Source organism: Actinomadura darangshiensis, from assembly GCF_004349235.1.
In the GTDB taxonomy this organism is placed as follows: domain Bacteria; phylum Actinomycetota; class Actinomycetes; order Streptosporangiales; family Streptosporangiaceae; genus Spirillospora; species Spirillospora darangshiensis.
This window is the reverse complement of the sequence record NZ_SMKY01000257.1, coordinates 1-12,491: the sequence shown is the minus strand read 5'-3', so window position 1 is coordinate 12,491 and position 12,491 is coordinate 1. Positions and strand designations below refer to the sequence as shown.

Genomic DNA, 12,491 nt, shown 5'->3' with positions numbered 1-12,491 from the left:
TGCGATAACCGTACGCACCCGCACCCCGCCAGCCACCCCTACGAAAGTCGCGTCCGGGGGGCGGTTCGTAGGGACCGGACGCGACGAACCGGGCTGCCGCCGGGGCGCCCCTCGCGGCTGGAATCGACCGCATGATGGTCAAGCGCGTTCTCCATGGCCGGCCGGTCCCGCGCCCGCGGCTGGCGAAGATCGTGGTGCGGGGGCTGGTCGCACACCGCGCCCGCCTGCTGCTGTCCACGGTCGCGGTGGTCGCCGGCGTCGCGTTCGTCGCCGGCACGCTGATCTTCTCCGCCACGCTGGACCGCTCGCTCGACCGCGCCTTCGACGGCCTCGGCCGCGGCACGGACGTGATCGTCCGGTCGCAGCGGGCGTTCGAGCCGGGCCTCGGCGAGCGGGCGCCGGAACGTCCCGTCCCGGCGTCGGTGCTCGCGCCCGTGCGGCGGGTGGACGGGGTCGCGAAGGCGCACGGGGTCGTCACCGGGTTCGCCGCCGTCGTCGACCGGCACGGCACGATCGTCGGCGCCGAGCCGCAGACCGGGGTGGCCTGGGACGGCGACCGCGACCTGTCGCTCCCCCGCCTCACCGCCGGGACACCGCCGGCCGCGCCGGACGAGGTGGCGATCGACGTCACGACCGCGCACGACGCCGGCTACCGGATCGGCGACCGCGTCACGGTCGCGCTGGCATCGGGCACGCGGGCGTTCCGCCTCACGGGCCTGTTCGAGGTGGGCGACTCGGCGCTGAGCGGCGCGCTCTCGATGACCGCGTTCGCGCCGGACGCGGCGATGCGGCTCCTGTCCGACCACCCGGGGACGTATGCGCGGATCGTCGTGCACGCCGACGACGGCGTCTCGCAGCAGCGGCTCCGGGACGCGGTGGCGGCGGCACTCCCCTCCGGGATGGAGGCGGTCACGGGGCGGCAGGCCATCGGCGAGCAGGCCGGATCCATCAAGGAGATCCTCACAGTGATGCGGACGTTCCTGCTGGTCTTCGCCGTGATCGCGGTGTTCGTCGGGTCGTTCCTCATCTTCAACACGTTCGCGATGCTGGTGAGCGGCCGGGTCAGGGAGCTGGCGCTGCTGCGGGCGGTCGGCGCGTCGCGCGGGCAGGTGACCCGGTCGGTGCTCGGCGAGGCGGCCGGAGTGGGGCTCGCGGGCTCCACGCTCGGCCTGGCGGCGGGCGCGGGCGTCGCGCTCGGGCTGGCGCGGCTGCTGGCGGTCGTCACGGGCGGCGACGAACTGCCGTTCGGCACGCTCGTGCTGCCCGCCTCGGCGGTGATCGCGTCCTACGCGGTGGGGACGCTCGTGACGCTGGCCGCCGCGTTCGTCCCGGCGCGCCGCGCGGCGAGGATCCCTCCCGTCGCCGCGCTGCGGGAGGGGACGGCGGTGCCGCGCCCGCTGCGCAGGCGGGTGCTGGGCGGGGCGGGCGCGTTCCTCGCGGGTGCGGGGCTGATCGCGGCCGGCTTCGCGTCGGACGGGGACACCGCGCCGGCGCTGGCCGGAGCCGGGGCCATGGCGGTGTTCACCGGGGTGATCATGGCGTCGCCGGCGCTGAGCCGTCCGGCGATCCGCGTCCTGGCCTGGCCGTTCGCGCGGTGGGGCGGCAGCGCGGGCCGGATGGGCGGCCGGAACGCGCTGCGCGAGCCCCGGCAGACGGCGGCGACGGCGTCCGCGCTCACGATCGGGCTCGCGCTGATCGCCACCGTGTCGGTGATCGTCCAGTCGATGTCGGCGTCGGTGGACCGGCAGCTCGACGCCACCCTCACCGCCGACTACCAGGTGACGGGGCGCAGCCAGATCACGCCGGTGGGCGCGGACGCCGCCCGCGCGGTCGCGGGCGTCGCCGGGGTGCGGACGGCGATCCCGATCCGCACGGCGCGGTTCAAGCTGGACGGTTCCGTCCGGACGGCCACGGCCGGTTCGCCGGGCGAGCTGCTGGGCCATTTCCGGCTGCCGCTCAAGGCCGGCTCGCCGTCCATCCGCGGGGACGAGCTGCTCGTCGGCAGCACGGCCGCCAAGGCGCAGGGCTGGAAGGCCGGCACGACGGTCGAGGGCGAGTACCAGGACGGGACGAGACGGACATTCCGCGTCGCAGGCGTCTACGCGGACCGCCCGTCCATCACCCCGTCCGCCCCCACCATGATCATCAACTGGGCCGGCTACCGGGCGCACGACCCGGACGCCCCCGTCGACCGCATCGAGGTCAACGTGACGACCGCGGAGCGGGCCGCCCTCGAACGGGCCCTCGCCCCCTGGCCCAACCTGGAGCTGAAGGACCGCGCCCAGGTCAAGGCCGACGCCGCCGGGGACATCGACCTGTTCCTCAAGCTCGTCCTCGGCCTGCTGGTCCTGTCGGTCCTCGTCGCCGCGCTCGGCATCGTCAACACGCTCGCGCTCGCCGTGTCCGAGCGGACGCGCGAGATCGGGATGCTCCGGGCCCTCGGCATGCAGCGCCGCCAGCTCCGCCGGATGATCCGCTACGAGGCGGTCGCGGTGTCGCTGTTCGGCGCGGTACTGGGCGTCGGCACCGGGGTGCTGCTCGGGATCGTCCTGCAGCACGTGCTCGCCGGCGGGGACGGCGGCATGGAGGTCCTCGCGATCCCCTACGGGCGGCTGGCGGTGTGCGTCGCGGCGGCGGCCGCGATCGGCGTCATCGCGGCGGTGTGGCCCGCGCGGCGCGCCGCCCGGATGAACGTCCTCCAGGCGATCGCCACCGAGTGAGCCGGGCCGGAGCGGGTCAGGCCGCCGCGCGGGCGCAGCGGTCGGGGACGGCGTCCTGGAGCGCCCGCAGGCCCCGCGCGATCAGCGGGTTGCCGCGGCTGCCGCGCCGCACGCAGGTCAGCACGCGCCGCTTCGGGACGCCGTCGCCGCTCAGCGCCACCCGCCCGACCGGCTGGTCGGACGGCCCGCCCGCCAGCCGCGGCACGAGGGACACGCCGAGGCCGTTGGCGACCAGCGCCCAGATCACCGACCAGGTGGTGGCGTTGTGCGCGATCCGCGGCGTGAACCCGGCGGCGGCGCAGTAGGTCATGACCTGCTGGTGGTGCGCGCATCCTTCGGGCTGGACGCTGATCCACGGCTCGCTTGCCGCGTCCTCCAGCCGCACGCCGCCGCGGCGGAGCGCCAGCGGGTGCCCGGCCGGGACGATGAGGTCGAGGGCCTCCTCCAGCAGCGGCTCCCGGTCGAAGCGCGGGTCGCCGGGCGGCGGGGCGTCCGGGGTGGGCTCGATGACGGCGATGTCGGTCTCGCCGGCGGCGAGCAGGCCCATCGCCTCGTCGGTGTCGCATTCGCGGACCTCGATGGCGAGGTCGGGGTCGTCCCGCAGCAGGGCGCCCGCGGCCGGGGCGACGAGCCCGCCGACCGCTGTCGTGAACCCGCACATGCGCAGCGGCCCGGACGCGCCGGCGCGGTGCGACTCCAGGTCGGCGAGGGTCTCCTCCCACTTGGCGAGGAGGCCGTCGGCGTGCTCGATCAGCAGGTGCGCGGCCGGGGTCAGCCGCACCTTGCGGCCCTGCGGCTCCAGCAGCGGCACCTTCAGCTCCCGGGCCAGCTCCCGCAGGTGGTGCGAGACCGCCGACGGCGTCAGGTGCAGCGACTCCGCCGCGGAGGTGACCGTCCCGTACTGGTGGACGAGCCGGAGCATGTGCAGCCGCCGCAGATCAATCATGTAACCATATTGCACGATCCACTAAGGAAATCTGAAATGGACGGCAACGTTCGGCCGGTTGCAGACTGCTGCCATGAGCCAGCAGAACACTCTCGTATCCCGGCATCTCACCAGCGACGGCCTGGTCGTCTGGACGCGCTGCGCCTGCGGGCGCCTGCGGATGGACCTCGTCCCCGCGGACGGCGGGCGGGGCCTCGTCGCCGGCCCCTGCCCGCACTGCGCGGTCACTCCTCCGCGAGCGTGAGCTCGTAGTGCAGCGTCCGGTAGTGCTTCATCCTGTGGAAGAGCGGCACCGCGAACCCCTGGAGGAACGGGTGCTTGCGCGCCAGCATCTTCCGGATCGGCTTCGACTCCTCCTCGGTGAGCAGGCGGACGCGGCCGTGCGTCTCCGGACCGGTGACCTCGCCCTTGAAGGTGCTCGGCGCGATCTCCACCTCCGGGTTGCGCGCCAGCCGCTTCGCCTTGAACGCCTTGTCGTAGGTCCGGAAGTAGGCGCGCTCGCCGCGGACGACGACGTTGACGGGCGTCCCGACCGGCGTCCCGTCCTTGCGGTAGGACGTCAGCAGGACGGTCTTCTGCTTCTTCAGGCTCTCAAGCGTTGCCGCGGTGGTGTTCATACCCTGGAGACGGGACGGCCCGCCCCGGACGTGACATCTGCGCCGGACGTGGCGTCAGCGCAGGGCCGCCGCTTCGGCGGCGAGCTTGCGGACGCGGTCCCAGTCGCCGTCGCGGATCGCGTCCGCCGGGGTCAGCCAGGAGCCGCCGACGCAGCCGACGTTCTTCAGCGCCAGGTAGTCGGCGGCGTTCCCCGGGCCGACGCCGCCCGTCGGGCAGAACCGGACCTGCGGCAGCGGCCCGCCGAGCGCCTTCAGGTAGGCGGCGCCGCCCGCGGCCTCGGCCGGGAAGAACTTCATCGCCGTGAGGCCGCCCTCCAGCAGCGCGATCGCCTCCGACGCGGTCGCGACGCCCGGCAGGAACGGCAGCCCGGTCGCGACCATCGCCGCCTGGAGCCGCGACGTACAGCCGGGGCTGACCAGGAAACGCGCCCCGGCGGCGGCCGAGTGCTCGGCGTCCTCGGGGCGGACGACCGTGCCGGCGCCGACCACCGCGTCCGGGACCTCGGCGGCGATCCGCGCGATCGCCTCCAGCGCCCGCGGCGTGCGCAGCGTCACCTCGATCGCCGGCAGCCCGCCCTCGACCAGGGCGCGGGCCAGCGGGACGGCCGCCTCGGCGTCGTCCAGCACCACGACGGGGATGACGGGTGCGAGGTCGAACAGGTCTTCGGCGATCATGCGGGCTCCAAGTCGGGCAGGCTCTGCGCGAGCCGGACGGTGGCGCCGACCAGGGCCGGGCCGGGGTGGACGATGAGCGCGGTCGGGATGACGCGCAGGTAGTCCTCGACGGGGGGCTTCCCCTCGAAGCGGGCGCGGAACGCGCTGCCGCGCAGCACGTCCACGATGCGCGGCAGGATCCCGCCGCCGAGGTAGACGCCGCCACGGGCGCCGAGCGTAAGGGCCGCGTTGCCGGCGAGCGAACCGAGCAGCGCGCAGAACATCTCCACGGCCTCGCGGCAGAGCCGGTCGTCGCAGTCCTCGGCGATCTGCTTGGCGGTCAGGGCGGGGGCGGGTTCGCCGTCGAGTGCGGCCAGGTACCGGTGGATCCGGGCGAGGCCGGCTCCGGAGAGCAGGTACTCGGCGGTCGCAGCGCCCTTCTCTTCGCGGAGTAGCCCCGCCACCTGCAGTTCGCGGCCGGTCGCGGCCGGGATGTCGACCTGGCCGCCTTCGCCGGGGACCGGTACCCAGCCGGCCGGCGTCGGGACGAGCCCGGCGACGCCCAGCCCGGTGCCCGGGCCTACGACGGCTCGGGGCGCGCCGGAGTCCGGACGGCCCTCGCCGATGGTGATCAGGTCGTCCTCGCCCAGGCGCGGGAGGGCGAGGGCGAGCGCCTCGAAGTCGTTGATGACGTCGAGGTACGGCAGGCCGAGGTGGGCCCGGACCGCCTCCGGGGTGCCCTTCGGCCAGCCCGCGTTGGTGAGGTGGAACGTCCCGCTCGTGACCGGGCCGGCGACCGCCAGGCAGGCGGCGGACGGCTTGGTGCCCGGCGCGTGCCGGTCGAGGTAGGCGGCCGCGGCCTCGGCCAGGCCGGGGTGGTCGCGGGTCGGAAGCGAGTGGACGTTGTACGGGATGCCGTCCGCGCCGTCCACCAGCGCGAACCGCGCGTTCGTCCCGCCGACGTCGGCGACCAGCCACAAGCCGGGGTCCGCCGCGCTCACGCGAAGACCCCCGCGCCGCGCTCGGCCGGGCCGACCGCGTGGCGGAACGCCTGGAAAAGCTCCCGTCCGGTGCCGTATGTCTGGTCGGGCGGGCCGGCGGCGGGCTCGCGGGCGGCGAACTCCTCGTCCGGGACGAGGACCTCCAGGACCCCGGCGTCCGCGTCGAGCCGGACGACGTCGCCGTCGCGGACGCGGGCGAGCGGTCCGCCCGCCGCCGCCTCCGGCGACACGTGAATCGCGGCGGGCACCGCCCCAGAGGCGCCCGACATGCGACCGTCCGTCACCAGCGCGACGCGGTGGCCGCGGTCCTGGAGGAGCCCGAGCGGAGGGGTGAGCCGGTGCAGTTCCGGCATCCCGTTGGCGCGCGGCCCCTGGTTGCGGACGACCGCCACCACGTCCCGGTCCAGCTCCCCGGCGGCGAACGCCTCCTGGAGCCGCTCCTGCGAGTCGAACACCCGAGCGGGCGCCTCGATCACGCGTTGCTCCGGCCGCACGGCGGACACCTTGATGACCGCGCGCCCGAGGTTGCCGCGCACGGTGTGCAGGCCGCCATGCGAGTCGAACGGCTCCGCGACCGGCCGCAGGACGTTCGTGTCGCCCGATTCAGCGGCGGTCCGCCGCCACTCGACCTTGCCGCCGTCGAACTCCGGGACGTTCCGGTACGCGGCCAGGGTGTCGCCGCCGACCGTCCGGGCGTCCTCGTGCAGGAGCCCGGCGTCGATCAGCTCGCCGATGAGGAACGCGGTGCCGCCCGCCGCGTGGAAGTGGTTCACGTCGGCGGTCCCGTTCGGGTACAGGCGGGTGAGCAGCGGCGTCATCTTGGACAGCTCGTCGAAGTCGTCCCAGGTCAGCTCGATGCCCGCCGCGGCCGCCATCGCGACCAGGTGCAGCGTGTGGTTGGTCGAGCCGCCCGTCGCGAGGAGCGCGACGACGCCGTTCACGAACGCGCGCTCGTCCAGCAGCTCCCCGATCGGCGTGTACTGGTCGGCCAGGCCGGTCAGCTTCAGGATGCGGCGGCCGGCCGCCTCGGTCAGCGCGTCCCGCAGCTTCGTGCCCGGCGGGACGAAGCTGGCGCCCGGCAGGTGCAGGCCCATGACCTCCATGAGGAGCTGGTTGGAGTTGGCCGTCCCGTAGAAGGTGCAGGTGCCGGGCGAGTGGTAGGACGCGGACTCGGCGGCGAGGAGCTGGTCGCGGCCGACCTCCCCGGCCGCGAACCGCTTGCGGACCTTCGCCTTCTCCCCGTTCGGCAGCCCCGACGCCATCGGCCCGGCCGGCACCAGGATCACCGGCAGGTGGCCGAACGACAGCGCCCCGATGACCAGGCCGGGGACGATCTTGTCGCAGACGCCCAGCATCAGCGCGCCGTCGAACATGTCGTGCGAGAGGGCCACGGCCGTCGCCATCGCCACCACGTCCCGGCTGAACAGCGACAGCTCCATGCCGGCGCGGCCCTGCGTGATGCCGTCGCACATCGCGGGCACGCCGCCGGCGAACTGCGCCGTCCCGCCCGCCGCACGGATCGCGCCCTTCAGGATGTCCGGGTAGTCCTGGAGCGGCTGGTGCGCGGACAGCATGTCGTTGTACGCGGAGACGATCGCGATGTTCGGCGTGACGTCGCCGCGGAGCCACAGCTTGTCCTGGACGCCGCAGGCCGCGAAGCCGTGGGCCAGGTTGGCGCAGCCCATCCCGCCGCGCACCGGGCCCTCCGTCCGGGCGTCGCGGATCCGGTTCAGGTACGCGCCGCGCGTCCCGGCGCTCCGCTCGACGACACGCCGGGTCACTGCCTCCAGCACGGGATGCACAGCCATCAGATGCTCCAACCAGGGGGATCTCTAGATCGTCAAGCTATCGAGACATTGGTGATTCATTCAACCCCACTTATGAACTCTGAATGACAAAAGTTCCGTCGGTTACGCCAACTGGACGCACTGAACGGCCGCGTGCTTGACTGGCCGGATGCCCCGCGCCGCCACCCGCCGCCCGTCCACGGCCGGCGACATCCTCCGCCTGATCCGCGAGGACGGCGTCGCCACCCGCGCCGACCTGGGCCGCATCACCGGGCTGTCCCGTCCCGCCGTCGCGTCGCGCGTCGCCGCCCTGATCTCGCGCGGGCTGGTGGTCGAACACGCCGACGGGCCGTCCACCGGCGGGCGGCCCCCGGCCCGGCTCCGGTTCAACGCCGCCGGCGGCACCGTCCTCGTCGCGAACCTGGGCCAGTCGCGCGGCCAGGTCGCCATCTGCGACCTCGCGGGGACGATCCTCGCCCGCGCCGACGGCCCCCCGGCCGAGGTCTCGCCCGGCAAGACGCTCCCCCGCCTCCTCGACCAGTGGACGACGCTCCTCTCCTCCTCGGGTGTCGACCCGGCCGGCGTCCGGGGCGTCGGCCTCGGCGTCCCCGACGCCGTCGAGCACGTCGCCGGACGCTGGGACGCCGTCGAGATCGGCGCCCCCATCACCGAGCGCTTCGGCGTCCCCGCCTACCTGGACAACGAGGTCAACGCCGCCGCCCTCGGCGAGCACCAGGCCCACCCGGACGTCGACGACCTGCTCTTCGTCAAGGTCTCGACGGGCATCGGCGCGGGCCTCATCGCCGGCGGCCGCATCCAGCGCGGCGCCCTGGGCGCGGCCGGCGAGATCGGGCACGTGCCCGTCCCATCACCGGACGAGGCGCCCTGCCGCTGCGGCAACGTCAACTGCGTGGAGGCCATCGCGGGCGGCACGGCGCTGCTGGCCCGCTCCCCCGCCGACGACCTCCCCGGCCTCGCCGCCCTCGCCCGTTCCGGCGACCCCGCGACCGTCGCCCTCCTCCGCGACGCCGGCCGCCGCATCGGCGAGGTCGTCGCCACCGCCGTCAACCTCCTGAACCCCGCCGTGGTCGTCCTGGGCGGCGACCTCGTCGGCGCAGACGAGCCCTTGATCGCGGGCCTGCGCGAGACCGTCTACCAGCGCTCCACGGCCCTGGCGACCCGCACCCTGCGCATAGAGCCGAGCCGCCTAGGCGAACAAGCGGGCCTAACCGGCTGCGCCGCCATGGTCCTAGACCACATCCTCTCCCCCACCGCCATCGACACGCCCTAGCGCTGCCGGGCTGCCCGGTGGGTGAAGGCCTGGCGGACGTTGCGCCCGCGTGAGATCTTTTCCGAAGGCGGAGAGGGGGCCGCATGGCGATCGAAAGCGATCATCGGGAGTCGGATTCGCCTTATGTCGCGCGGGTCTGGCGCGGGCAGGTGAGCGGGGCGGGAAGTCTGACGTCCGTCGCGACGTCGAACTGGGAGCTCGTCTTCTGGGAGGACGCGGGCACCGTGCAGGCCGCCGTGCGGGGGCCGGAGACGACCGCGTCGACCGCGCGGCTGATCGGCGAGTCGGAGTCGTTCGGGATCACGTTCGCGCACGGTACGTCGATGCCGCACCTGCCGATCGCCCGGCTCGTCGACTCCGAAGTGGCGAGCCCGTATGCCGACGGGCGCCTCTTCGTCCTGCGGGGCGAGGAATGGGAGATCCCCGGCTTCGAGAATGCCGAGGACCTCGTCCGGAAGCTCGTGCGGGCGGGGGTTCTCACGCGCGACCCCCTCGTCGACGACGTCGTGTGGGGAGGCATCGCCAAAGTCGGCTCCCGGTCCGTGCAGCGGCGGATCGCCAATGCCACGGGGCTGACGCAGGGTGCGATACGGCAGATCGATCGGGCCCGGCACGCCGCGGTGCTGCTGGCGGAGGGTGTGCCGTCCCTTGAGGTCGTGCACAAGCTCGGCTACTACGACCAGCCGCATCTGGCGAGGTCGCTGCAGCGGTTCATCGGCCGGACCGCCACGCAGCTGCAGCGGCGTGACGACGCGGACCAGCCCCTGTCGCTTCTGTACAAGATCGAGGGCGACGAGCGCTTCTAGGGTCGGTTCCGTCGCCGATCGCGACACGAAACCGACGTTAGAAAGGTGTGACGTGATGTCCCAGGGCACTGTCACTTCGGCCGACGGCACCAGCATCGCGTACAGCGCGTGGGGCGGCGGCGATCCGATCATCCTCATCGACGGCGCGACCGCCCATCGCGCCACGACCCCCGAGAACGCGCAGACGGCGGAACTGCTCGCCGGCGAGTTCCACGTGATCAACTACGACCGGCGCGGGCGCGGTGAGAGCGGGGACACCGCTCCCTACGCGGTCGAGCGCGAGTTCGAGGACCTCGCCGCGATCATCGAGCAGGCGGGCGGCGGCCGTCCGGCGACGGTGTTCGGCTGGTCGTCCGGCGGCACCCTCGCCCTCAACGCGGTGCAGGCCGGAGTCCCGGTCGCGCGGCTGGTGCTGTTCGAGCCGCCGGTCGTCGTCGACGACAGCCGTCCGCCGCTTCCGTCCGACTATGTCGAGCGTCTCGACGCGGCCGTGGCCGAAGGCCGGCCCGGTGACGCCGTGGCACTGTTCATGACCGCCGCCGCCGGAATGCCCGAAGAGGCCGTCGGCGGGATGCGCGGGAGCGACTTCTGGCCGGCGCTCGAAGCGATCGCGCCGACGATCGCCTACGACGGCCGGAACGTCGGGGACACCATGTCCGGCAAACCGCTCCGCGCCGAACTGTGGGACAAGGTCGGCGTGCCCGTGCTCGTGCTCCACGGCAACGACACCTGGCCGCACCTCGCCGTCGGCGCGAAAGCAGTGGCGGCCCACCTGCCGACCGCCACGCTGAGGGTGGTGCCCGGCAAGGACCACAGCACGACCGCCGACGTCCTCGCGCCCGTGCTGCGCGAATTCACCCGGGGAGCCTGAACATGGGAAAGGTCGTCGTAACCGAGTTCATCTCGCTGGACGGCGTCGTCGAGGCGCCCGGTGGCGAGGGGTTCAAGTATCCGAACTGGAGCTTCGAGGTCGACCGCGGAACGGACGGCGAGCAGTTCAAGACCGACGAGGCGCTCGCGGCCGCAGCGCTGCTCCTGGGTCGCGACACTTACGAGGGCTTCGCCTCCGCATGGCCGGACTTCGAGGGCGAACTCGCCGACAAGTACAACGGCATGCCGAAGTACGTCGTGTCCAGCACGCTCACCGACCCCGGCTGGAACAACACGTCCGTGCTTTCGGACGATCTCGCGAAGGACGTGACGCAACTCAAGCAGGACGTCGAGGGCGAGATATCTGTGCCCGGGAGCATCCAGCTCGTCCAGGGGTTGCTCGCGCATGACCTGGTCGACGAGATTCACCTGATGTGGTTTCCGGTGATTCTCGGCTATGGGCGCAGGTTGTGGGGTGCGATGCCGGACAAGAGCAACTGGGCTTTGACCGAGGCCACGACGTATGGGGACGGTGTGCTGGTCACCATCCACCAGCGGACACGGTGACCTTTGGGCCCCCTCAACTGCACGGGTTCGCAGTCTGGGAACGTCAGAAGCAACTGGAACTGGTCCGGGGCCGGAAAGAACTCGCTGAGCCCCTCATGCCAGAACGAAAGCGCCCCGGCGTGGGCGACGATCATCAGCCGCTCGCTCGTCAGGAAGACCCTCGCCACCTGGTGCTCGCGCCACTGCGCCGCCGCGAGCGCCTGCGCCCGGTTGCGCGCGATCGCATTCCCCGCGGCATTGACGGCGAGTGCCCCGAGCAGAAAGCCTGCCGACCCGAACGCGACAACGGAATGCTGTTCGTAAGACACGTCCATCGCATAGAATCGCGAATATTCCAGCGGAAGCTCCGCATAGGCGAACTCCTCCTCGCGGAGCAGCATCGAAACGTAGGGCAGCGGCTCCAGTTCCCCACCGGTGAGCACATGCCGAAAAAGGTCGCCGCCTGCCAGTAAGCCCTGCTGATGCTCAGCCGGTCCCCACGCCATACCCGTCTCACAACGCCGTCGATATGTAAGAGTGAGCCGCCCAAAGCGTAGCGTCACTCCCATTCGAATGCCACAAGTTCGGGCCGGTCACGGAATCACAGGTGGCCATAGCGCGCCACCTGGGTAGAGTTGGGCGGTGCCCGAGCTAGAGCGGCTGCGTGCCGACCATGCGTCGGCGGTCTTGGCCTTCGAGTTGGCGAACCGTGCCTACTTCGCTGCTTCGATCTCCGATCGCGGCGACGAGTTCTTCGACCAGTTCGACGACCGGCACAGCGCCTTGCTGGCCGAGCAAGAGGCCGGTACCTGCGCCTTCTACGTGCTCGCCGCCGATGACGGCTCGATCCTGGGCCGGTTCAACCTGTACGGCATCGGGGACGGCACTGCCAGCCTCGGCTACCGGGTCGCGCAGCACGCCGCCGGCCGCGGCATGGCGACCAGGTCCGTCCGGGAGCTGTGCCGGATCGCGGCGGCGCGGCACGGCCTGCGCACCCTGCGGGCGGCCACCTCCGACGAGAACGCCGCGTCCCAGAAGGTGCTGGCCAAGGCCGGGTTCGTCCCCGTCGGCCCGGCCGCCCCGGCCGATCTCGGCGGCAAGTCAGGCACCTGGTACCAGCGCGGCGTGTCACCGGCCTAATGGCTATGTCCATCTAGCGGGCGTCGCGGGTTGCTTGGCGGCGGGCGCCCTTCGCGCGGGTGGCGGCGTGGCGGCGGTTCAGGGCCGGAGTGGCGGTCGTCGGTCTGCGGCGG

At 73.0% G+C, this 12,491-nt stretch carries 13 protein-coding genes; 7 read left to right on the top strand and 6 right to left on the bottom strand.

The features are described from left to right. Positions 1-131: 131 nt before the first annotated feature. Complete coding sequence (locus tag E1293_RS36275; protein WP_132202851.1) at positions 132-2,720, top strand: ABC transporter permease; 2,589 nt, start codon at positions 132-134, stop codon at positions 2,718-2,720. A gap of 16 nt (positions 2,721-2,736) precedes the next feature. Here E1293_RS36275 and E1293_RS36270 read toward each other — a convergent pair whose 3' ends face one another. Then, complete coding sequence (locus tag E1293_RS36270; protein ID WP_243717065.1) at positions 2,737-3,666, bottom strand: LysR family transcriptional regulator; 930 nt, start codon at positions 3,664-3,666, stop codon at positions 2,737-2,739. A gap of 73 nt (positions 3,667-3,739) precedes the next feature. Between E1293_RS36270 and E1293_RS47955 the strand changes: the two genes are divergently transcribed. Beyond that, the gene (locus E1293_RS47955) at positions 3,740-3,910 is read left to right on the top strand and encodes a hypothetical protein (RefSeq protein WP_165978549.1); all 171 of its coding nucleotides are present in this window, start codon (positions 3,740-3,742) and stop codon (positions 3,908-3,910) included. Here the strand turns inward: E1293_RS47955 and E1293_RS36265 are convergent. From E1293_RS36265 to edd, 4 genes are read right to left on the bottom strand one after another with little or no spacing between them, the layout of a single operon-like run. Then, the gene (locus tag E1293_RS36265) at positions 3,891-4,283 is read right to left on the bottom strand and encodes a PPOX class F420-dependent oxidoreductase (RefSeq protein WP_132202849.1); all 393 of its coding nucleotides are present in this window, start codon (positions 4,281-4,283) and stop codon (positions 3,891-3,893) included. The two genes, E1293_RS47955 and E1293_RS36265, sit on opposite strands and share 20 nt — an antisense overlap. A 54-nt stretch (positions 4,284-4,337) precedes the next feature. Next, a complete protein-coding gene (gene eda, locus E1293_RS36260) occupies positions 4,338-4,958 on the bottom strand; it encodes a bifunctional 4-hydroxy-2-oxoglutarate aldolase/2-dehydro-3-deoxy-phosphogluconate aldolase (RefSeq protein WP_132202847.1) in 621 nt (206 codons plus the stop codon). Beyond that, a complete protein-coding gene (gene glk / locus E1293_RS36255; protein ID WP_132202845.1) occupies positions 4,955-5,938 on the bottom strand; it encodes a glucokinase in 984 nt (327 codons plus the stop codon). The genes eda and glk overlap by 4 nt, the downstream gene beginning before the upstream one ends. Continuing rightward, on the bottom strand, positions 5,935-7,746 hold the full coding sequence (gene edd, locus E1293_RS36250) for a phosphogluconate dehydratase (RefSeq protein WP_132202843.1): 1,812 nt from the start codon (positions 7,744-7,746) through the stop codon (positions 5,935-5,937). The genes glk and edd overlap by 4 nt, the downstream gene beginning before the upstream one ends. A gap of 148 nt (positions 7,747-7,894) precedes the next feature. Between edd and E1293_RS36245 the strand changes: the two genes are divergently transcribed. The 4 genes from E1293_RS36245 (at position 7,895) to E1293_RS36230 (ending at position 11,259) form a co-directional block, all read left to right on the top strand. After that, positions 7,895-9,016 carry an ROK family transcriptional regulator gene (locus E1293_RS36245; RefSeq protein WP_132202841.1) on the top strand — a complete coding sequence of 374 codons (1,122 nt, stop codon included), beginning with the start codon at positions 7,895-7,897 and terminating at the stop codon, positions 9,014-9,016. 83 nt (positions 9,017-9,099) lie between these two features. Continuing rightward, on the top strand, positions 9,100-9,822 hold the full coding sequence (locus E1293_RS36240; protein WP_132202839.1) for a helix-turn-helix domain-containing protein: 723 nt from the start codon (positions 9,100-9,102) through the stop codon (positions 9,820-9,822). A gap of 55 nt (positions 9,823-9,877) precedes the next feature. Continuing rightward, positions 9,878-10,693 (top strand): alpha/beta fold hydrolase, encoded by an 816-nt coding sequence (locus tag E1293_RS36235; protein ID WP_132202837.1) that lies wholly within the window; start codon positions 9,878-9,880, stop codon positions 10,691-10,693. Between the two features lie 2 nt (positions 10,694-10,695). Continuing rightward, positions 10,696-11,259 carry a dihydrofolate reductase family protein gene (locus E1293_RS36230; RefSeq protein WP_132202835.1) on the top strand — a complete coding sequence of 188 codons (564 nt, stop codon included), beginning with the start codon at positions 10,696-10,698 and terminating at the stop codon, positions 11,257-11,259. Here the strand turns inward: E1293_RS36230 and E1293_RS36225 are convergent. Continuing rightward, positions 11,148-11,744: a hypothetical protein gene (locus tag E1293_RS36225; protein WP_132202833.1), complete on the bottom strand. Its 597-nt coding sequence runs from the start codon at positions 11,742-11,744 to the stop codon at positions 11,148-11,150. The genes E1293_RS36230 and E1293_RS36225 overlap by 112 nt on opposite strands. A gap of 136 nt (positions 11,745-11,880) precedes the next feature. Between E1293_RS36225 and E1293_RS36220 the strand changes: the two genes are divergently transcribed. Beyond that, on the top strand, positions 11,881-12,378 hold the full coding sequence (locus tag E1293_RS36220; RefSeq protein ID WP_132202831.1) for a GNAT family N-acetyltransferase: 498 nt from the start codon (positions 11,881-11,883) through the stop codon (positions 12,376-12,378). Positions 12,379-12,491 lie beyond the last annotated feature (113 nt).

Coding starts and splice junctions, on each gene's coding strand:
- E1293_RS36265 (WP_132202849.1), bottom strand. CDS start 4,283: ATGAACACCACCGCGGCAACGCTTGAGAGCCTGAAGAAGCAGAAGACC.
- E1293_RS36230 (WP_132202835.1), top strand. CDS start 10,696: ATGGGAAAGGTCGTCGTAACCGAGTTCATCTCGCTGGACGGCGTCGTC.
- E1293_RS36245 (WP_132202841.1), top strand. CDS start 7,895: ATGCCCCGCGCCGCCACCCGCCGCCCGTCCACGGCCGGCGACATCCTC.
- E1293_RS36275 (WP_132202851.1), top strand. CDS start 132: ATGATGGTCAAGCGCGTTCTCCATGGCCGGCCGGTCCCGCGCCCGCGG.
- E1293_RS36225 (WP_132202833.1), bottom strand. CDS start 11,744: ATGGCGTGGGGACCGGCTGAGCATCAGCAGGGCTTACTGGCAGGCGGC.
- E1293_RS36270 (WP_243717065.1), bottom strand. CDS start 3,666: ATGATTGATCTGCGGCGGCTGCACATGCTCCGGCTCGTCCACCAGTAC.
- E1293_RS36240 (WP_132202839.1), top strand. CDS start 9,100: ATGGCGATCGAAAGCGATCATCGGGAGTCGGATTCGCCTTATGTCGCG.
- eda (WP_132202847.1), bottom strand. CDS start 4,958: ATGATCGCCGAAGACCTGTTCGACCTCGCACCCGTCATCCCCGTCGTG.
- edd (WP_132202843.1), bottom strand. CDS start 7,746: ATGGCTGTGCATCCCGTGCTGGAGGCAGTGACCCGGCGTGTCGTCGAG.
- E1293_RS36235 (WP_132202837.1), top strand. CDS start 9,878: ATGTCCCAGGGCACTGTCACTTCGGCCGACGGCACCAGCATCGCGTAC.
- E1293_RS47955 (WP_165978549.1), top strand. CDS start 3,740: ATGAGCCAGCAGAACACTCTCGTATCCCGGCATCTCACCAGCGACGGC.